Source organism: Bradyrhizobium oligotrophicum (genome assembly GCF_051168495.1).
Classification (GTDB): domain Bacteria; phylum Pseudomonadota; class Alphaproteobacteria; order Rhizobiales; family Xanthobacteraceae; genus Bradyrhizobium; species Bradyrhizobium oligotrophicum_A.
On sequence record NZ_JBNPVB010000004.1, the window covers coordinates 477,731 to 497,220 of the forward strand.

Here is a 19,490-nt window from a genome sequence, read left to right on the forward strand (position 1 = left end):
ATCAGGCTATGCAGCCCTCGCATTGCGCCGCAAGGCGCAGTCGGGGGCTTTTTGTTTGGCGCGCGCGGCTGCCGCGGGCGAACGGAGACTCGTGCCTTGACGACGGATGACGACAGCAAACTGCGGATCGCCTGCATCCAGATGCAGCCGATGGTCGGCGAGTTGGCCACCAACCTCGCCCACAGCCTCGATCTGATCCAACAGGCGGTGGCGCAAGGCGCCAAGCTCGTGGTGCTGCCCGAACTCGCCTCCTCCGGCTACGTGTTCAAGTCGCGCGAAGAGGCCTTCGCCGCCTCCGAGACAATCCCCGGCGGTCCCGCGGTGACCGCCTGGAGCGAGATCGCGGCAAAGTACGGCTTGCACCTCGTCGCCGGCATCTGCGAGCGCGACGGCGCCAAACTCTACAACAGCGCCGTGCTGATCGGGCCCAAGGGCTACATCGGCACGTTCCGCAAGGTGCACCTGTGGAACGAGGAAAATCTCTATTTCGAGCCCGGCAATCTCGGCTTCCCCGTCTACCACACCGAGATCGGCCGCATCGGCATGGCGATCTGCTACGACGGCTGGTTCCCGGAGAGCTATCGCCTGAACGCGCTGCAGGGCGCCGACATCGTCTGCGTGCCGACCAATTGGGTGCCGATCCCCGGCCAAGCCGAGGGCCGCGAGGCGATGGCCAACATCCTGGCGATGGCGGCGGCCCATTCCAATTCGATCTTCATCGCCTGCGCCGACCGCGTCGGCGTCGAACGCGGACAGCCGTTCGAGGGCCAGAGCCTGATCGTCAGCTACACCGGCTGGCCGGTTGCCGGGCCCGCGAGCCGCGACAAGGAGGAGATCGTGATCGCCGACGTGGCGCTCGGCGAAGCCCGCCGCGCCCGCAACTGGAATGCCTTCAACCAGGTCCTGCGCGACCGCCGCTCCGACGTCTACGACGAGATGCTCGGCAGCGACGTCCAGCGCGGTTGGTACTGACCGCTTCAACGTAACTTTTAATGTCGATCATTCACGGAGGACAATCGATGACATCGCGTTTGCTCACCACCTCGCTCGCGCTCGCCCTTATGGCAGGCACGGCGCTCTCGCCTGCCCTGGCCGCCGATCCGATCAAGATCGGCGTCCCCGTCGGCCTGTCCGGCGCCAACTCCGTCGTGGCGCCGTCGGTGGTGCAATCCGCCGAGCTCGCGGTCGAGGAGATCAACGCCAAGGGCGGCGTGCTCGGCCGCAAGCTGGAGCTCGAAGTCGCCGATGACGCCTCGGGTGCGGCCGGCGCCCAGAAGGCGTTCGACGCGCTGGTCTTCCAGAAGAAGGTCAACGTGCTGATCTCGATGGAGACCAGCGCGGCACGCAACGCGGGCCTGCCGATCGTCGCCCGCGGCAAGACGCCCTACATCTACACCTCGTTCTACGAGGGCAAGTCCTGCAGCCCCTATCTCTATGTCAACGCCTGGGTGCCGGACCAGCAGGTGCCGCCGATCGTCGACTATTTCAACAAGGAGAAGAAGGCGAAGAGCTATTTCCTGATCGGCTCTGACTACGCCTTCGGCCGCGGCATGCTCGGCTTCACCAAGATGTATATCGAGAAGACCGGTGGTAAGGTCGTCGGCGAAGAGTATCTTCCGATGGACGGCTCCGACTGGACCTCGATCATCTCCAAGCTCAAGGCCTCGGGCGCCGACGCACTGATCACCTCGACCGCCGGTGGCGCGCCGAACGTGACCCTCACCAAGCAGCTGCGCGCCGCCGGTGTGAACCTGCCCTACGGCAATCTCGCCGTCGACGAGGGCACCGCCAAGGGCATGGGCGCGGATGCGACCGGCATCTTCCTGTCCGCATCCTATGTGACCGGCATCGACACGCCCGCCAACAAGACCTTCCTGGCGTCGATGAGCAAGAAGTTCGGCGCAGAGCTCAAGACGCCGAACGATCTTTCCGTGCCGCAGTATGAGGCGGTCTACGCCTACAAGGCGGCGGTCGAGAAGGCCGGCAGCACCGACCAGGACAAGGTGCTGAAGGCGCTGGCCGAGGTCTCGGTCGAGGGTCCGCGCGGAACCATCAAGATGGACAAGCAGCGCCATGCGCCGCTGACCATGTATCTTGGCCAGGTCCAGGCCGACGGCAGCGTGAAGGTGATCCAGAGCTTTAAGGACGTCGATCCCGGCGCGCAGTGCCCGGGCAAATCGTGAACGATCAAGTCCTGATCGTCTATGATCCCGGCGAGGCGGAGCTTCTCCGCCTCGTCCCTCTCGACTGGGAAAGACCATGCTGACCGTCGCCCTCGATGCCGTCACGACGGCCGCCATGCTTTTCATCATCGCCGCGGGTCTTCTGATCGTGTTCGGCGTCATGAAGATCATCAACTTCGCCCATGCGGCCTTTCTCACCGTCGGCGCCTATGCCGCGCTGGTCGGCGCGCAACTGCATCTGCCTTGGTTCCTGGTGCTGCCGCTGGCCTTCATCGCCGGTGCCGTCTGCGGCGGCGTCACGGAACTTGTGATCGTGCGGCGTCTCTACAAGCGTCCGCTCGACGCCATTCTCGCCACCTGGGGTCTCGGCATCGTCCTCGGGCAGCTGATCACGCTGACGTTCGGCCGCGAAGTTCAATTCGTACAGGCGCCGATCTCGGGCACGGTTCATCTGTTCGGCGCCGACTACTCGGCCTATCGGCTGGTGATGATCGTCGCCGCCGTCATCGTCGCCCTGCTGTTTACCACTCTGCTCAACGGAACGCGGCTTGGGCTATCGACCAAGGCCGTGATCATGAACGAGATGCTGGCCCAAGGGCTCGGCGTCGATTCCTCGCGCGTGCGGCTCATCACCTTCGCGCTCGGCAGCGGGCTCGCTGCCCTGTCCGGCGCGCTGATCACGCCGCTCTCCAGCGTCGATCCGAACATGGGCGTGCCCTGGCTGATCGGCGCCTTCATGCTAGTCATGGTCTCCGGCGGCTCGCTGTTCGCGCTCGCCGGCTCCTGCGCCGTGCTCGGGACGTTGCAGGTGCTAGTCTCCACCTTCGTCAATCCTATCCTTGGCGGCCTCACCATCGCGATCTGCGCCGCCATTGTGCTGCGGATTCGGCCGGAGGGCTTTGCCCGTGCCTGAGGCCCGTCCCCTCGTCTCCCCCGACGCGCCGGCCGCAAGCCGCGCCATGCCGCGCCTGATCATTCCGGCCTTGCTGGTGGCCGTGGCGGCCGGCGTGATCGTCGCCGCGCCGCTGCTGTTCGACACCTATCTGGTGAACATCCTGGTGCGCGCCTGCTTCGTCGCCATCGCCGCGATCACCGTCGACATCATGTGGGGCTATTGCGGCACGCTGACCTTCGGCCAGTCGGCCTTCTTCGGCATCGGCGCCTATGCGCTGGCGATCATGTTCACCGAATATGGCTTCGGCCCTTGGCAGGTCTGCGCCGCGATTGCCGCCGCGGTCGTTGTCGCTGCAGCGGTTGCCGCCTTCACCGGCTGGCTGTCGTTCTATCCGGGCTCGACGCCGCTCTATGCCTCGATCATCTCGCTGGTGGTGCCGATCGTGCTGGTGCAGATCCTGTATTCCGGCGGCACCTTCACCGGCTCGTCGAGCGGCCTCGTCGGCTTCGAGAGCTTCGATCTGGAGATCGAGACCTGGCTGCGCTTCGCCGGTCTCGGGCTGCTGGCGACCGCCGTCCTCGCGCTCGTCCTGATGCGCAGCGACACCGGGCGCCTGCTCGCAGCGCTGCGCGACAATGACGCGCGATGCGCCTATCTCGGCATCGACACCTCGCGGCTGCGCATCATCGTGCTCTTGCTGTCGGCGGTCGTGTCCGCGCTCGCGGGCTTCTTCTACGCGGGATTCGGCGCTGTCGCGGCGCCTGAAAACGCCAGCTTCAGCTTCGGCACCAATCTCGTCATCATGGTCGCGCTCGGCGGCCGCGGCACGATCATCGGTCCGGTGATCGGCGCGCTGTGCATGGAGGTTGCGAGCGCCTATCTCGCGAACAGCCTGCCTTACGTCTGGGAATTGATCGTCGGATTGGCGCTGATCATCGTCATCCTCGTGTTCCCCGACGGCCTGCTCGGCGCCGTGCTGCGCCTGGTCAAGCGCGGCGGTTCGGGGCAAGGCAGCGCGACGATGCTGCGGCCGGCCGCTGCCGCCGCTGCGGTCAGCGATCCCCATGCGGTCGCCATCGAGGTGCGCGCGCTCGGCAAGCATTACGGCAGCCTCACGGTGCTGGACGGCGTGCAGTTCACGGCCCGCCGCGGCGAACTGCTGAGCCTGGTTGGCCCGAATGGCGCCGGCAAGACCACCTTGATCCGCTGCCTGTCCGATGGCCGCGAGCGTTCCACCGGTGACGTCGCCATCGCCGGCCACGACATCGGACGGCTGCCGCCGGACCGCGTCGTGCGCTTCGGTCTCGGCCGCAAGTTCCAGACGGCGTCGGTGTTCGAGACGCTGACCGTCGCCGAGTGCCTGCGGGTCGCACGCACGCATGCCGATCCGCCGGCTCTGTCGTCGCGCGCGGCGACGCTGGCGCTCCCGCCCGCAGCCATGTCGGTCGTGGAACGATCGGGCCTCGGCGAGCGGCTCGACGAGGAGGCGCGCAATCTCAGCCATGGGCTGAAGCAGGCACTGGAGCTCGCGATGGTGCTGTCGCTCGAGCCGGACGTGCTGCTGCTGGACGAGCCGACCGCCGGCCTGACCCGCGTCGAGCGGCAAAGCTTCGCGGATATCCTGACCGCGCTGGCGCAGCGCGACCGCCTCTGCATTCTCCTCGTCGAACATGACCTCGACTTCGTCCGCGAGATCTCCTCGCGCATCATCGTGCTGCACCAGGGCCGGCTCGCGCTCGACGGTTCGGTCGACGAGGTGGTCGATAGTGCGCTGGTGCGCGAAATATATACCGGCCAGCATGTGTCCGATGCGGAGGCCCACGCATGAGCACCGCGCTGGAAGTGAATGAGCTGGCGAGCGGCTACGGCTCGTCCGAGGTCATCAGCAATGTCGGCTTTGTGCTGGCGAAGGCTGAGACGCTCGCCATCGTCGGCAAGAACGGCATGGGCAAGACCTCGCTGCTCAAGACCATCATCGGCTTCCTGCCGGCATGGCGCGGCAGCGTCACGCTCGGCGGCAGAAACGTGACGCGGGTGGCGCCGCATCAGAAGCGCAAGATGGGGCTGGTTTATGTGCCCCAGGAGCATGCGCTGTTCCAGGATTTGTCGGTGCGCGACAATCTCAGGCTCGGTCTCTTGTCAGACAAGGACATCGACGCCTTGTTCGAACAGGTCGGCGGCTGGTTTCCCGTGCTGACCAAGCGGCTGAGCCAGCGCGCCGGGACGTTGTCGGGCGGCGAGCAGAAGATGCTGATCGTGGCGCGGGCGCTGATGGCCAAGCCCGACGTGCTGATGCTCGACGAGGTCACCGAAGGATTGCAGCCCTCGGTGGTCGATCGTCTTTCCGAGGTGCTGGTGCGGGTTCGCCGCGAGATCGGCACCTCCATGATCGTGGTCGAGCAGCATCTGCCGTTCGCGCTCGGGATCAGCGACCGCTACCTCGTGTTCAAGCGCGGCGAGATCGTCGATGCCGCCGCCGTGGATGAGACCTCCGCCGCGCGCATCGACGAGCACATGCGCATCTAGCGGACGCGCCGGCGCGAGAACAGCGAGATCAAGACCGGCAGCGTGATGAGGATGACCGCCGGCGCCAGCATCATGCCGGTCACGACGACGATCGCGAGCGGCTTCTGCACCTGCGAGCCGATCCCGGTCGAGACCGCGGCCGGCATCAGGCCGATGCCGGCGACGACGCAGGTCATCAACACCGGCCGCAATTGCAACTCGCCGGTGCGGATGACCGCCTCGATGCGGTCGACGCCCTCGTCGATCAGCTGGTTGAACTGCGACAGGATGATGATGCCGTCCATCACGGCAATGCCGAACAAGGCGATGAAGCCGATCGCAGCCGACACGCTGAACGGGATGCCGGTCAAGACGAGGCCGACGACGCCGCCGAAGATCGCCATCGGGATCACGCTCATGGCCAGTAGTGTATCGACCATCGAGCCGAAATTGAACCACAGCAGCACGCCGATCAGCGCGAGGCTGATCGGTACCACGATCGACAGCCGCTTGATCGCATCCTGCAGATTGCCGAATTCGCCGACCCATTCAACCCGCGAGCCGGCCGGCAGTTGCACCTGGTCGGCGACCTTCTGCTGGGCCTCCTGGATCGCGCTGCCGAGATCGCGCTCGCGCACCGAGAATTTGATCGGGAGATAGCGTTCCTGCTGCTCGCGATAGATATAGGCCGCGCCCGACACCAGCTTGATGGTGGCGACCTCGCTCAGCGGAATCTGCGTGATGCCGTTCGCTCCCTGCGCGCCTATGCGCAGGTTCTCGATCGCCTCGGCACTCTTGCGGTACTCCGGCGCGAGCCGGACGATGATCGGGAAATGCCGGTCGGAGCCGGGCTCGTAGAGGTCGCCCGCCGTGTCGCCGCCGATCGCGACCTTGATGGTGGCGTTGATGTCGCCGGGCGCGAGGCCATAGCGCGCCGCCTTGGCGCGGTCGATGTCGATCTGCACCGTTGGCTGGCCGAGCGAGGTGAACACCGCCAGATCGGTGACGCCCTGCACCGTCGACAGCACCTGCTTGATCTTGTTGGCGGTGTCGGTCAGCGCCTGCAGATCGTTGCCGTACAGCTTGATCGAGTTCTCACCCTTCACCCCGGACACGGCTTCCGAGACGTTGTCCTGCAGATATTGCGAGAAGTTGAACTCGACGCCGGGAAAGCGGTCGTCGAGCTGCTTCAGCAGCTCCGCGGTGAGCTGATCCTTGTCCTTGGTGCCCGGCCAGTCCTTCACCGGCTTCAGCGGCGCGAAGAACTCGGCGTTGAAGAAACCGGCAGCGTCGGTGCCGTCGTCAGGACGGCCGTGCTGCGAGACCACGGCCTCGACCTCGGGTCGCGCGCGGATCATCTTGCGCATCTCGTTGACGTAGGCGTTGCCCTCCTGCAGCGAGATCGTCGGCGGCAAGGTCGCGCGGATCCAGAGATTGCCCTCCTCCAGCTTGGGCAGGAATTCGAGGCCCAGCAGCCGGCCGACCACCACGGTCAGCAACACGAGTCCGATCGCGCCGGTCATCACCAGGTTGCGGTTGCCGACCGCCCAGCGCAGCACCGGCGAATAGATCGCGTGCAGCAGGCGCATCAGGCGCGTCTCGGTCTCCTCGACATGCGCCGGCAGGATGATGGCGCTCAGCGCCGGCGTCACCGTGAAGGTGGCCAGCAGGCCGCCGGCGAGCGCGTAGGCATAGGTGCGCGCCATCGGCCCGAAGATGTTGCCCTCGACGCCGCTCAGGGTGAACAGCGGCAGGAACGCGGCGATGATGATCGCGGCGGCAAAGAAGATCGAGCGCGACACGTCTGCGGCAGCCGACAGGATCGCGTGGCTCTTCATGCCCATCATCGTCTCAGGCGAGATGTGGCTTTCCTCGGCGGCGGACAATGGCGTCGTCTGCGTCAGGCGGCGGAAGATCGCCTCGACCATGATGACGGTGGCATCCACGATCAGGCCGAAATCGATCGCGCCGACCGACAGCAGATTGGCGGACTCGCCGCGCAGCACCAGGATGATGACGGCAAAGAACAGCGCGAACGGAATCGTGGCGCCGACGATCAGCGCGCTTCTGAGATTGCCGAGGAAAATCCACTGCAGGAGCACGATCAGGCCGATGCCGACCACCATGTTATGCAGCACGGTGTGGGTCGTAGTGTCGATCAGGTCCTTGCGGTCGTAGATGCGTTCGATGCGCACGCCCGGCGGCAGGATGGTCGAATTGTTGATCTGATCGACCAGTTGCTCGACCCGCGCGATCGTCGGCGAGCTCTGCTCGCCGCGGCGCATCAGCACGATGCCCTGGACGATGTCGTCGTTGTTGTTGAGGCCGGCAATGCCGAGCCGCGGCTTCTCGGCCACGGTGACGTTGGCGACGTCCTTCACCAGCACCGGGTTGCCGCCGCTCTGCGACACCATGGTGTTGGCGAGGTCGTCCATCGAGCGGATCAGGCCGACGCCGCGCACGACCGCCGACTGGGTGCCGATCTCGACGGTGTTGCCGCCGACATTGATGTTGGAATTGCCGACCGCCTGCAGCAGTTGCGGCAGGGTCAGACCGTTGGCGACCAGCTTGTTGAAGTCGACCTGGATCTCGTAGGTCTTGGTCTTGCCGCCCCAGCCGGTGACATCGATCACGCCGGGCACGGCGCGGAAGCGCCGCTGCAGCACCCAGTCCTGCAGGGTCTTGAGGTCGAGCACGCTGTAGCCGGGCGGACCGCGCAGGCGATAGCGATAGATCTCGCCGACCGCGCTGAGCGGCGAGATCTGCGGCGTGACGTTGCCGGGCAGCGGCGACAGTTGCGACAGCCGGTTCAGCACCTGCTGCAAGGCCTCGTCATAGGTGTAGTCGAACGAGAACTGCAGCTTGACGTCGGACAGGCCATACAGCGAGATCGTTCTGATCGTGCGCAGGTTCTTGATGCCGGCGACCTGGGTCTCGATCGGGATCGTGATGTAGCGCTCGATCTCCTCGGCCGAGAGCCCCGGGCTCTGGGTCACGATGTCGACCATCGGCGGGGTCGGATCGGGATAGGCCTCGATGTTCAGCTGCTGGAAGGCGATCACGCCGCCGATCAGGACGGCGACGAATAGTCCGACCATCAGGAAACGCCGCTGGACGGCGATGGCAACGAGACGGTCCATTCAGGTCGGGGCTTTCAGCACGGCAGGCAGGAGGACCACGTTCAGCTGCCGGAGGCAGCGCGATCGATGAACAGGCTGCCCTTGGTCACGATCTGCTCGCCCGCGGCCAGATCGCTCTCGACCGCGACCTGGTCGCCATTGATGAGGCCGGTCTTGATCTTGCGCAGCTCTATCGATTTGTCGGGGCGGGCGACCCAGACGCGAACCTGGTTGCCTTCGTAGATCAGCGCCTGCCGCGGCACCGCGACCGCGGGCCGTTCGCCTGGCGAATAGATCGTCACATTGGCAAACATCTCGGGCTTGAGCAGGCCGTCCTTGTTGTCGATGGTGGCGCGGACTAGCAGCCGCCGGCTGGCCGGATCGATCGACGCGGCGACATAGTTGATGTTGGCCTTGAGCGGCCGGCCGGGCAGTGCCAGCACGTTGACGAGAATGTCCTCGCCGACGTTCACCAGCGCCGCGTCGCTCTCGCGGACGAAGGCGGTGAGCCAGACCGTGGAGAGATCGCCGATCACGAAGACGGGATCGCTCGCGCCGGAATTGACGTATTGGCCCGGACCGACTTTACGCTGCACCACCGTGCCGGCAATCGGTGAATTGATCGTGATCTCGCGGTCGATCACACCCTTGTTCTGGAAATCGCCGATGGCGGCATCGGTGAAGCCCAGGATACGCAGCTTGTTGCGCGCGGCCTCCAGCGCCGTTTGTGACGATCGCATGTCGTTCTGGGCCTGAACGGAGGTCGCCTCGGCCTGCTGGAAATCCTTCAACGGGATGGCCCGGCCTTCGAACAGGTCCTTGGCGCGCTTGTACTGGATGTCGGCAAGGTCGAGCGCCGACTTCGCCTTGTTCATCGAGGTGATGGCGGCGATGAAATCGTTCTGGGCCTGCACGGTATCGGCGGCCTCGATCACGAACAGCGGCTGGCCCTGCTTGACGCTCTCGCCCGGGCGGACGAGCAGCTTGGTGACGCGGCCGGCATAGGGGGAGAACACCGGCGTCGAGCGGTCTTCATCGACGGCAACCTTGCCCTCGGTGACGTGCTCGGCGCGGAAAATCCTTTCGCAGACCGGCTCGATCGTCAGCGTCGCCCATTCCGACGCCGACGGCGTGAAGGTGGTGCCGTTGCGCCGCGACTGGCTGGACAGTTCGATGTTGTCCTTTGCGGGCGCCGCGCGGAATTGCATGTAGCCATAGCCGCCGGCACCGGCCAGCGCCAGAACGGCAAGACCGATCACCAGCCGCTGGGTGCCGAGCATCTGCGGATATGGATTCATGTCAGACGCCATGGCTCGCTCGGTCGGCTCGCTTCATCCGTGGTTGAGTCCGGCTTCAGCGGTCTCATCGTTGCGCTAATAGTGCGGAACTGGAGCTTTAAACAACCTAAAAATCGCCCCATTGGCCTCTGTTCTGCTTTAAAAATTTGAAAGTTCAACGACAACCGTTCAGCTCGCATTCAGCTCGTTTTTGACAGACGTGAATGACCATTGCGACGCACCATGACGCAGCGGTGGCTCGACACATCCCCGTCACCGTGTTGGCACTGGCCGAGCCAACTTCTGCGGGTACCCCATGCTGCCGACCAATGACATCCTCGTCGTCCCGCGCGGACGATGAGACACGCCCGACCATGTCGCCTGGCAAGCAAAACATCCGTGATGGGCACTGCCTGCGAACATGTCCCGTGCATCGGCGGCCAGAGACCGGGTCATCAATCACCTCGACGATGCACCGGATGGAAACAGCAGTAATCGTCTCGCGGCGCCCCATGCGTCCGAGTCTTGGCGGTCGTTTCACCCTCTCGTGAAGAGGGCGCAGGGAAGGCCAGGCGCCGGCTGGCGCCTGCGGCCCGCCTGCGAAAAAAATGCAGGCGGCAGGTACCACAGGTGCAGCCGAGAACGCCCGGCCTTCCCTGCGCGATGGTGTTACGGTTATAGCGCGCTCTCCCCGGTGTCCGGGCTTGATAGCCACCGTCGCCCTCGGGATCATCACCCGCGAACTTAGCGCCAGCGTCGGGGCGCCAGGACCACACGCCTTCACGTCCGCAAGCTGCCGTTCGTCCGCGCAAGGCCTCGCCCCACGCTGCGGCATCTCACAGCCATCGCATCCCCGCCCCGCGTGTCGTGACGATCGCGCGCAACGCCCCTCTTCGATGGAGCGGGATGCGCCGAATAGAACATGATTTCTGAAAAAAAGAAAGAAGAATTTTTGGGCGCCCTGCGCGCGTCGGCGTCATGAGAGTTCGCCGCGGGCGCTGCTGGTGCGCCGCGCGCAGAGCATGCGCGATCGCCTTCGTATGAGCTCGGCTGGGCCGGCACCAACGAAGCGGCATCACGATGGCGCTCCTCGACAGCGCCGATGACGCTGGACGCGCGTTGCCGCGACGAGCCATAGGCATCCCGGACCCCGCGTCAGCCCCCTGCACGCCGGAACCATCCACCAAGCCTAGAACTTGCGCATAACGCGCAAAACATATTTGCAATTTGCGCATTTCGAGCTTATCTGGCCGAGAGAGGGCACTTTTCCCGCAAAAACGCGCGCGAAATGCCCAGAATATGATATTTGCCAGGGAAGGACGCGGGACATGCAGCTGCCCATCAAGCAGACAATCGAGAAAGTGCCGGGCGGGATGATGGTGGTGCCGCTGCTGGTCGGCGCGCTGATTGCCACGTTCTTTCCGGAAACACCGAAATTCTTCGGCTCCTTTACCGGCGCCCTGTTCTCCGGATCTCTGACCATTCTGGCCGTGTTCTACGTCTGCATGGGCGCCAGCATCGATTTCCGCGCCACGCCCTATATCGTCAAGAAGGGCGGCACGCTGCTGATCGTGAAGGTCGGCGTCGCCATGATCCTCGGCGTGATCTTCGGCCGCATTCTCGGCGAGACGCCGGTGACGTCGGGCATGTTCGCAGGTATCTCGACGCTGGCGATCGTGGCGGCGATGAACGACACCAATGGCGGCCTCTACATGGCGCTGATGGGCCAGTATGGACGGCCGCGCGACGTCGGCGCCTACACGATCATGACGCTGGAGAGCGGTCCGTTCCTGACCATGCTCACGCTCGGGGTCGCCGGCCTGTCGGCCTTTCCGTGGCAGGCGATGGTCGGCGCCATCCTGCCGCTGCTGGTCGGCATGATCATCGGCAATCTCGATCGCGAGATGCGCGCGTTCCTGAGCCGCGCGATCCCGGTGATGATCCCGTTCTTCGCCTTCGCGCTCGGCGCCGGGCTCGACCTGTCGAAGGTCTGGCAGGCCGGCCTGCTCGGCCTCGGCATGGGCGTCGCCGTGGTGATCGTGACCGGCATTCCGCTGTTCTTCGCCGATCGGATGACGGGCGGAACGGGCGTGGCCGGTGTCGCCGCGGCCTCCACCGCCGGCAACGCGGCAGCGGTCCCGGCCATCGTGGCCGCCGCCAACCCGGCCTATGCGGCCGCAGCCGGCCCCGCCACCATCCTGATCGCGGCCTGCGTCGTCGTCACCGCGATCCTCACGCCGCTCCTGACCGCCTGGGTCAGCCGCATGGTCGGGCCAGGGGCGGAAACCGACAGCGACGAGGAGGTGACGACCGACGCGGCCATCACGCCCGCGCCGCATCCGGCGGGTCACTGATCCCATGACGGATCTCGTGGCTGACGGCTGGCTGATCGTCGCGGACGACCTCACCGGTGCAGCGGACTGCGCGATCGCCTTCGGCCGGCGGGGACGCGCCGCCGCCGTGACCTGGGGACCGGTCACGGACGCATCCGATCGACGGCTGCCGGTGCTGGCCTATGACGCGGCGAGCCGCGGCCTGTCGGCCGGGGACGCCGCACGCCGGCATGCCGAGGTTCTGGCGCGGCTCGGCCTTCGCGGACGGCGCCTGTTCAAGAAGATCGACTCGACGCTGCGCGGACAGCCCGCGGCGGAGACGGCGGCCACGCTTGCGCATCTTGCGCAATCTGGCCCGGCCTTCGGCCTGTTCGCGCCGGCGTTTCCGGCGACCGGCCGCACCACGCTCGGAGGACGTATCCTGGTGCAGGGACGGCCGCTCGAACAGGCCGAGGTCTGGCAGCGCGACCACACCTATGCGAATGCCGATCTGGCCGACGTGCTCGCCACGGCCGGAATCAGGACCGAGAAGGTCGCACTCGCGCAGGTACGGACCAGCGGCCTCCGTGGCACGCTGGCGCGGCTCGCGGCCGAAGGCAATGTCATCGCGGCCTGCGACGCCGAGACCGAGCACGATTTGCACCTGATCGCGGCGGCGAGCCGCGACATTGCGCCGGCACCTTTCTTCATCGGCAGCGCCGGCCTGGCGCATGCGCTGGCCGACCTCGACGCCGCCGGAGCCGTCGAACCGTTGCAGATTCCGGCGAGTGCATGCGGCACCCTGATCGTGGTCGGCTCACTCGCGGGGGCCTCGCGCAATGCAGCCCGCGCGCTGCAGGCGGGCGGCACCGTGAAGCATTTTCCGGTCGCACCGGAGATGCTGCTCGGACAGGATGACGCCGTCCGCACAGCGCTCGCGGCCGGTGTGGCGACGCATCTCACGCAAGGCGGCGATGCACTCGTCGAGATCACGATGACGGATCATCCCGACATGCGGCTCGGAACCCAGCTTGCAAACGCTCTTGCCGATGCGCTGCAGGCGGTCTCGCCCGCCATCGGCGCCTTCGCGGCAACCGGCGGCGAGACCGCGGCCGCCCTGCTCGCGCGCTTCGGCGTCAACGGCATCCGTCTCGCCGACGAGATCGAGCCGGGCGTGTCGCTCGGCCTCACGCTCGGCCAGATCGCCGTCCCGATTGCCACCAAGGCCGGCGCGTTCGGCGACGCGCACAGCCTGATCCGCATCAGCGAACGTCTGCGCACGATCAGAACCAGAGGAAGCTTTTCATGACCCGTCCGACGATCGCAATCACCATGGGAGATCCGGCCGGCATCGGTCCCGAGGTAATCATGAAGGCGCTGGATCGTCCGGAGACCCGCTCGATCTGCAAGGCGCTGGTGATCGGCGATGCGGCGCGGCTGCGCAAGGCGGGCCGGCTGGTCGGCGCAGCGCGCGGCGTCGATGCGCTGGGCGAGGCAAGCGAGGCCGATTTTGCCGCGGAGGCCGTGCAGTGCATCGACATGAAGCTGGTGCCCGACGATCTGCCGTTCGGCCAGATGTCGGCGGTGGCCGGCGAAGCGGCCTATCGCTTCATCGCGAAGGCCGTCGAGATCGTGCAGGCGGGCACCGCGCAGGCGATCTGCACCGCCCCGCTCTCCAAGGAGGCGCTGCATGCGGCCGGCCACAAATTCCCGGGCCATACCGAAATGCTGGCGCATCTGACCGGCACGCCGGAAGTGTCGATGATGCTGGTGTCGCCGAAGCTGCGTGTCATCCACGTCACCACCCATATCGGCCTGCTAGACGCGATCGAGAAGATCGAGCCTGGGCTCGTCGAGCGCGTGATCACGCGCGGGCATGACGTTCTGGTGCGCGCCGGAATCAAACATCCGAAGATCGGCGTCTGCGCCATCAATCCGCATGCCGGCGAGAACGGCTTGTTCGGCCGCGGCGAGGAGGCCGCCAAGATCACCCCGGCCGTGGAAGCCTGCCAGCGCAAGGGCTGGGACGTGCGCGGTCCCCTGCCCGCGGACACGCTGTTCTTCCTGGCCGGCCGAGGCGACTACGACATGGTGGTGGCGATGTATCACGACCAGGGCCACGGCCCGATCAAGGTGCTGGGGCTGGAAGCCGGCGTGAACATCACGGTCGGCCTGCCGGTGATCCGCACCTCGGTCGACCATGGCACCGCCTTCGACATCGCCGGCAAGGGCATCGCCGACGAGCGCAGCCTGATCGAGGCGCTGCGCCAGGCGGCCGACCTGGCGCCGAAGCAGGCCGCCTGACGCGTTGCATCGGCCGGGCAGCATGCTATGGCGTCCGCCATGCGCGGACGCGCTCGCAGGTGGGACTTTGAGGGCTGAAGGCCGATGTCGATGCGCAGCAAGGAGCGGCATGCCCGCCTCCTGGAAGCCCTGAATGCCGGCGAGATCGACGTCGACGATCTCGCCAGGCGCTTCGACGTCTCCGCCTCGACCGTGCGCCGCGACCTGCAGCATCTGTCGAAGAGCAACGCCGTGCGCCGCACCTATGGCGGCGCCATTCTCACCGGCCATGTCGCCGAGGCGACGCTGGAGCAGCGGCTGGCGGTGCAGGGCCGCGAGAAGCAGGCGATCGCCCGCGCGGCGGCCGAACTGATCGAGGACGGCGACACCCTGATCCTCGACGCCGGCTCGACGGTGGCCGCGTTCGGCCGGCTGCTGCTGCAGCGGCGGCTGCGCATCATCACCAACAATCTCGCGCTGCTGCCGTTTCTTGCCAAGGCGCCGGCGGTCGAGATCGTGGTGCTCGGCGGCGCGTTGCGCACCACCAGCATGAGCACGATGGGACCGCTGGCCAGCGATGCGCTGCGGCGGATGACCGCCGACCGCGCCGTCATGAGCGCCGACGGCGTAGTGACGGGCCGCGGCCTGTGCGAGGCCGATCTCGACCAGGTGGCGCTGAAATCGCTGATGATGCAGCAGGCGCGCGAGCTCATCGTGCTCGCCGACGCCGGCAAGCTCGGCCGCGCCGAACAGGACGCCTGGGCCCCGCTGCCGCCGCGCTGGACGCTGGTGACCGACGACGGCGCGCCGGAGGCGCAGCGCAAGGCGTTCGCGGAGACCGGCGCGCGGGTGATCATCGCGGCCACAGACTGATCCCGTTCATCAATAAAATCGCGCAAGCGCGATGCGGCCGATGGGCACGTCGCGACGCGCGATGCGTGCCATGGCTATGGTGCAATTCTCGGTACACATGTTTCGCCGGGTGATGTCCATAACGTCGCGCTGTGAGATACAGCGCCCTCTCCCCTTGTGGGAGAGGGCATGTGCGGCTTATCCAAGTGCGCGGTTGGGTGAGGGGTATCTCTCAGCGAACGGGCTCGCAGAAGCATACCCCTCACCCAACCGAGTTCGCCGCGCTGTCCTACATGCCCTCTCCCACAAGGGGGAGAGGGCACAATCATGGGCAGCGCTTGTCATGTGCTCGTCAAGCGCTGCAACGTGTCCAACTTTTACTACACGTAGTTGCTCGTGATTGGGTTAGTTCGTGAACGCGCTTCGCAACACGCCGCGTCAACCTCAATGAAAATCCCTCGACCGCGGCAGGATGCGGACGTTGCGGGGGTGGCGGACGCGCTGCGAGGGATTTTCCGGGTGGTCGCGTCGGTCGTCGTTGAGCGGCTCGGCCGGCATCGGACCTTGCGGGATGGCACTGAGGCGGTCGTCTGACAACAGCGCGAGATCGGCGCTGCGATCGACGAGGCGTTCGGCGACGAGATGCACGACTTTCTCGGGGCTGCTCTGGATGCGGCCTTCGACCAGCACGAGGCGTGCGCCCATCACCTCCTTGCGGAAGGTCTCCATCACCTTCGGCCAGACGACGATGTTGGCGATGCCGGTCTCGTCTTCGAGGGTCATGAACACGACGCCCTTGGCGCTGCCGGGCCGCTGCCGCACCAGCACCACGCCGGCGCAACGGACGAAGCGGCGGTCGTTGGCGTGGTTGACGTCGCGGCAGGCCAGCACGCGCTCGCGCGCGAAATGCTGCCGCAGGAATTCCATCGGGTGGCCCTTCAAGGACAGGCGGATGGTCTGATAGTCCGCGACCACCTGCTCCGGCAGCGGCATCTCGGGCAGCGGCTGCGCGCCCTCGTCCGGCTGCTCGCGTGCGGTCGCCGCCTCGAACAGCGGCAGCGGCACGTCGTCGGGCAGCCGTCGCACGGCCCAGAGCGCGGCACGGCGGTCGAGGCCGAGCGAGCGGAACGCATCGGCATCGGCCAGCAGCAGCAGCGCACGCTTGGGCAGAGCGGTGTCGCGGGCGAAGTCTTCGAGCGAGGCGAACGGCCCCCGCGCGCGGGCCTTGATGATGCGATCGGCCCAATCGTCGGTGAGGTCGTCGTTCTGGAGTGATGCGACAGCGTCGCCCCCTCGACCTTCATCGAGGGCTTGTGAGTCAGACACGACTGCCTCCACGCCGTCATTCCGGGGCGCCCGGAGGACGAGCCCGGAATCCATATTCCCGATCGCGGTTATGGATTCCGGGCTCGCGCTCCGCGCGCCCCGGAATGACATCGAGGAGATGGCTGGCAAAGAGGGTGTAGAAGCCGCCGCCACCTGTGTCTTTTTTCGCGCCGCTTCCGATAATTTTCTGATCCTTTCCTCGTCGCGATCGATCCAGCGGAAGCCGTCGATCTGGCGGAAGCCGAGGCGCACGGCGCAATATTTGCCATCGGTCTCCTCCAGCGTGTTGTCGGCAAAGCTGTGGGACACGTCGATGTTGCGGATCTTGACACCGTTCTTGTAGGCGTCGCCGACGATCTGCGCCGGCGCGTAGAAGCCCATCGGCTGCGAGTTCAACAATGCGCAGCAGAACGCGTCGGGATGGAAGCATTTCAGCCAGGACGAGACATAGACGAGCTGGGCGAAGCTCGCGGCATGGCTCTCAGGAAAACCATAAGAGCCGAAACCCTTGATCTGGTCGAAGCAGCTCTTGGCGAAGGCCGGATCGTAGCCGCGCGTGATCATGTTGCCGACCATCTTCTGCTCGTAGGAGCCGATGGTGCCGACGTTGCGGAACGTCGCCATTGCGCGGCGCAGGCCGTTGGCCTCTTCGGGCGAGAACTTTGCGGCTTCGATCGCGATCCGCATCGCCTGTTCCTGGAACAGGGGCACGCCGAGCGTCTTGTGCAGCACCTTGTAGAGCTCGTCCTTCGGGCCGTTCGCCGGCGACGGATAGCTGACTTTTTCGAGACCGTTGCGCCGGCGCAGATACGGATGCACCATGTCGCCCTGGATCGGTCCGGGCCTGACGATCGCGACCTCGATGACGAGGTCGTAGAAGGTGCGCGGCTTCAGCCGCGGCAGCATGTTCATCTGCGCGCGGCTCTCGACCTGGAACACGCCGAGCGACTCGCCCTTGCACAGCATGTCGTAGACCTTGGAGTCCTCGCGCGGTACGGTGGCGAGCGTGAGCGGCCGCCCCTTGTGCCGCTCGATCAGCGCAAAGCTCTTGCGGATGCAGGTCAGCATGCCCAGCGCCAGCACGTCGACCTTCATCATGCTGAGCGCATCGACATCGTCCTTGTCCCATTCGATGAAGGTGCGGTCGTCCATCGCGGCGTTGCCGATCGGCACATAGCTGTCGAGCCGATCCTGCGTCAGCACGTAGCCGCCGACATGCTGCGACAGATGGCGCGGAAAGGTGATCAGCTCGCCAGCGAGCTCGACCGCGCGGCGGATCATCGGATTGTGGGGATCGAGCCCCGCCTGTCGCACCTGCATGTCGGAGAGGCCGTCGCCCCAGCTGCCCCACACGGTGTCGGCGAGCACCGACGTGACGTCCTCGGTCAGGCCCAGCGCCTTGCCGACGTCGCGGATGGCGCTGCGCGGGCGATAATGGATGACGGTGGCGATGATCGCGGCGCGGTGGCGGCCGTAGCGGCGATAGACATATTGCATCACCTCCTCGCGCCGCGAATGCTCGAAATCGACGTCGATGTCCGGCGGCTCCAGCCGCTCCTTGGAGATGAAGCGCTCGAACAACAGATCGATCTTGGTCGGATCGACCGAGGTGATGCCGAGCAAATAGCAAACGGCCGAATTGGCCGCCGAGCCGCGCCCCTGGCACAGGATGCCCTGGCTGCGGGCGTAGCGGACGATGTCGTGGACGGTGAGGAAATAATGCGCGTAGTTGAGCTCGGCGATCAGCGCCAGCTCCTTCTGCAGGGTGGCGCGCAGCCTGTCATCGAGATCCTCGCCGAAATATTTTGCGGCGCCTTCCCAGGTGAGATCCTCCAGATGCCCCTGCGCGGTCTTGCCCGGCGGCACCGGCTCGTCGGGATATTGGTATTTGAGCTGGTCGAGCGAGAAGACGATGCGGTCGGTGAAGCGGAGAGTTTCGGTAATCGCGTCCGGGTGATCGCGGAACAGCCGCGCCATCTCGTGTCCTGGCTTGAGATGGCGCTCGGCATTGGCCTGCAGCCTTCGGCCGACCGTCTCGATCGTACTCTTCTCGCGGATGCAGGTCAGCACGTCCTGCAGCATCCGCTGCTGGGGATGATGATAGAGCACGTCGTTGGTGGCGATCAGCGGCACCTTGCTTGAAGCAGCGAGGCGCGCCAGCCGCGCCAGCCGGCGGCGGTCGTCGCCGCGATACAGCAGGCTGCCGGCGAGCCACACGCCGTCGGCCGAGCTGTCCTTCAGCCGCGCCAAGATTGCGCCGAGGGCGTCCTCGTCGAAGCGATGCGGCGGCATCAGCACGACGAGTTGCCCCTCGATGGACTCGAGGAGATCTTCGAAGCTGATGCGGCAATCGCCCTTGGCGACCTTGTCGGCATCGCTGCCGCGCTTGCCGCGGGTGAGCAGCTGGCACAGCCGGCCATAGGCGGCACGGTCGCGCGGATAGACCAGGATGTCCGGCGTGCCGCAGGTGAAGACGAGACGCGCGCCGTAGAGCAGTTTTGGCTTGTAGCTCAGCTTGTCGTTATTCAGCTCACTGTAGGCGCGGACGATGCCGGCGAGCGTGTTGTGGTCGGCGATGCCGATGGCCGAGAGGCCGTACTCGGCGGCCTGATGCACATAGTCCTGCGGATGCGAGCCGCCATGCAGGAAGGAGAAGTTGGTGGTGATGCCGATCTCGGCGTAAGCGACGGGAGTCATGGCGCGGCCGCGGAGATTGTGGCGGCGCGATGCCTACTCCC

12 protein-coding genes are annotated in these 19,490 nt (G+C 66.0%); 9 read left to right on the forward strand and 3 right to left on the reverse strand.

Annotation, left to right across the window (positions count from 1 at the left end; translation table 11 throughout):
• Nucleotides 1-141: 141 nt before the first annotated feature.
• The 5 genes from ACQR1B_RS11575 (at nucleotide 142) to ACQR1B_RS11595 (ending at nucleotide 5,604) form a co-directional block, all read left to right on the forward strand.
• The gene (locus ACQR1B_RS11575) at nucleotides 142-972 is read left to right on the forward strand and encodes a nitrilase family protein (RefSeq protein WP_434831194.1); all 831 of its coding nucleotides are present in this window, start codon (nucleotides 142-144) and stop codon (nucleotides 970-972) included.
• 47 nt (nucleotides 973-1,019) lie between these two features.
• Nucleotides 1,020-2,183 carry a substrate-binding protein gene (locus tag ACQR1B_RS11580; protein WP_434830810.1) on the forward strand — a complete coding sequence of 388 codons (1,164 nt, stop codon included), beginning with the start codon at nucleotides 1,020-1,022 and terminating at the stop codon, nucleotides 2,181-2,183.
• 76 nt (nucleotides 2,184-2,259) lie between these two features.
• Entirely contained in the window at nucleotides 2,260-3,096 is an 837-nt protein-coding gene (locus ACQR1B_RS11585) for a branched-chain amino acid ABC transporter permease (RefSeq protein ID WP_434830809.1), read from the forward strand.
• 46 nt (nucleotides 3,097-3,142) lie between these two features.
• Nucleotides 3,143-4,906, forward strand: coding sequence for a branched-chain amino acid ABC transporter ATP-binding protein/permease (locus tag ACQR1B_RS11590; protein WP_434831193.1), 1,764 nt, complete (start codon nucleotides 3,143-3,145; stop codon nucleotides 4,904-4,906).
• Complete coding sequence (locus ACQR1B_RS11595; protein WP_434830808.1) at nucleotides 4,903-5,604, forward strand: branched-chain amino acid ABC transporter ATP-binding protein; 702 nt, start codon at nucleotides 4,903-4,905, stop codon at nucleotides 5,602-5,604. Before ACQR1B_RS11590 ends, ACQR1B_RS11595 begins: the two co-directional genes overlap by 4 nt.
• On the opposite strand, the gene ACQR1B_RS11600 is transcribed toward ACQR1B_RS11595, so the two are convergent.
• Complete coding sequence (locus tag ACQR1B_RS11600) at nucleotides 5,601-8,723, reverse strand: efflux RND transporter permease subunit (protein ID WP_434830807.1); 3,123 nt, start codon at nucleotides 8,721-8,723, stop codon at nucleotides 5,601-5,603. The two genes, ACQR1B_RS11595 and ACQR1B_RS11600, sit on opposite strands and share 4 nt — an antisense overlap.
• A 41-nt stretch (nucleotides 8,724-8,764) precedes the next feature.
• Nucleotides 8,765-10,012, reverse strand: coding sequence for an efflux RND transporter periplasmic adaptor subunit (locus ACQR1B_RS11605; protein ID WP_434830806.1), 1,248 nt, complete (start codon nucleotides 10,010-10,012; stop codon nucleotides 8,765-8,767).
• Between the two features lie 1,295 nt (nucleotides 10,013-11,307).
• On the opposite strand from ACQR1B_RS11605, the gene ACQR1B_RS11610 reads away from it, so the two are divergent.
• The 4 genes from ACQR1B_RS11610 to ACQR1B_RS11625 all read left to right on the forward strand — a co-directional run bounded on the left by ACQR1B_RS11610 (nucleotide 11,308) and on the right by ACQR1B_RS11625 (nucleotide 15,447).
• Nucleotides 11,308-12,333: a 2-keto-3-deoxygluconate permease gene (locus tag ACQR1B_RS11610; RefSeq protein WP_434830805.1), complete on the forward strand. Its 1,026-nt coding sequence runs from the start codon at nucleotides 11,308-11,310 to the stop codon at nucleotides 12,331-12,333.
• A gap of 4 nt (nucleotides 12,334-12,337) precedes the next feature.
• Nucleotides 12,338-13,600: a four-carbon acid sugar kinase family protein gene (locus ACQR1B_RS11615; protein ID WP_434830804.1), complete on the forward strand. Its 1,263-nt coding sequence runs from the start codon at nucleotides 12,338-12,340 to the stop codon at nucleotides 13,598-13,600.
• Complete coding sequence (pdxA, locus tag ACQR1B_RS11620; protein WP_434830803.1) at nucleotides 13,597-14,595, forward strand: 4-hydroxythreonine-4-phosphate dehydrogenase PdxA; 999 nt, start codon at nucleotides 13,597-13,599, stop codon at nucleotides 14,593-14,595. Before ACQR1B_RS11615 ends, pdxA begins: the two co-directional genes overlap by 4 nt.
• 84 nt (nucleotides 14,596-14,679) lie before the next feature.
• Nucleotides 14,680-15,447 carry a DeoR/GlpR family DNA-binding transcription regulator gene (locus ACQR1B_RS11625; RefSeq protein WP_434830802.1) on the forward strand — a complete coding sequence of 256 codons (768 nt, stop codon included), beginning with the start codon at nucleotides 14,680-14,682 and terminating at the stop codon, nucleotides 15,445-15,447.
• A 423-nt stretch (nucleotides 15,448-15,870) separates the two neighbouring features.
• On the opposite strand, the gene ACQR1B_RS11630 is transcribed toward ACQR1B_RS11625, so the two are convergent.
• Entirely contained in the window at nucleotides 15,871-19,449 is a 3,579-nt protein-coding gene (locus ACQR1B_RS11630; RefSeq protein WP_434830801.1) for an error-prone DNA polymerase, read from the reverse strand.
• Between the last annotated feature and the right edge of the window lie 41 nt (nucleotides 19,450-19,490).

Bases quoted from the DNA above. Each gene is read 5' to 3' on its own strand.
- ACQR1B_RS11615 (WP_434830804.1), top strand. From the start codon at position 12,338: ATGACGGATCTCGTGGCTGACGGCTGGCTGATCGTCGCGGACGACCTC.
- pdxA (WP_434830803.1), top strand. From the start codon at position 13,597: ATGACCCGTCCGACGATCGCAATCACCATGGGAGATCCGGCCGGCATC.
- ACQR1B_RS11600 (WP_434830807.1), bottom strand. From the start codon at position 8,723: ATGGACCGTCTCGTTGCCATCGCCGTCCAGCGGCGTTTCCTGATGGTC.
- ACQR1B_RS11625 (WP_434830802.1), top strand. From the start codon at position 14,680: ATGTCGATGCGCAGCAAGGAGCGGCATGCCCGCCTCCTGGAAGCCCTG.
- ACQR1B_RS11630 (WP_434830801.1), bottom strand. From the start codon at position 19,449: ATGACTCCCGTCGCTTACGCCGAGATCGGCATCACCACCAACTTCTCC.
- ACQR1B_RS11575 (WP_434831194.1), top strand. From the start codon at position 142: ATGCAGCCGATGGTCGGCGAGTTGGCCACCAACCTCGCCCACAGCCTC.
- ACQR1B_RS11580 (WP_434830810.1), top strand. From the start codon at position 1,020: ATGACATCGCGTTTGCTCACCACCTCGCTCGCGCTCGCCCTTATGGCA.
- ACQR1B_RS11595 (WP_434830808.1), top strand. From the start codon at position 4,903: ATGAGCACCGCGCTGGAAGTGAATGAGCTGGCGAGCGGCTACGGCTCG.
- ACQR1B_RS11590 (WP_434831193.1), top strand. From the start codon at position 3,143: ATGCCGCGCCTGATCATTCCGGCCTTGCTGGTGGCCGTGGCGGCCGGC.
- ACQR1B_RS11605 (WP_434830806.1), bottom strand. From the start codon at position 10,012: ATGGCGTCTGACATGAATCCATATCCGCAGATGCTCGGCACCCAGCGG.
- ACQR1B_RS11610 (WP_434830805.1), top strand. From the start codon at position 11,308: ATGCAGCTGCCCATCAAGCAGACAATCGAGAAAGTGCCGGGCGGGATG.
- ACQR1B_RS11585 (WP_434830809.1), top strand. From the start codon at position 2,260: ATGCTGACCGTCGCCCTCGATGCCGTCACGACGGCCGCCATGCTTTTC.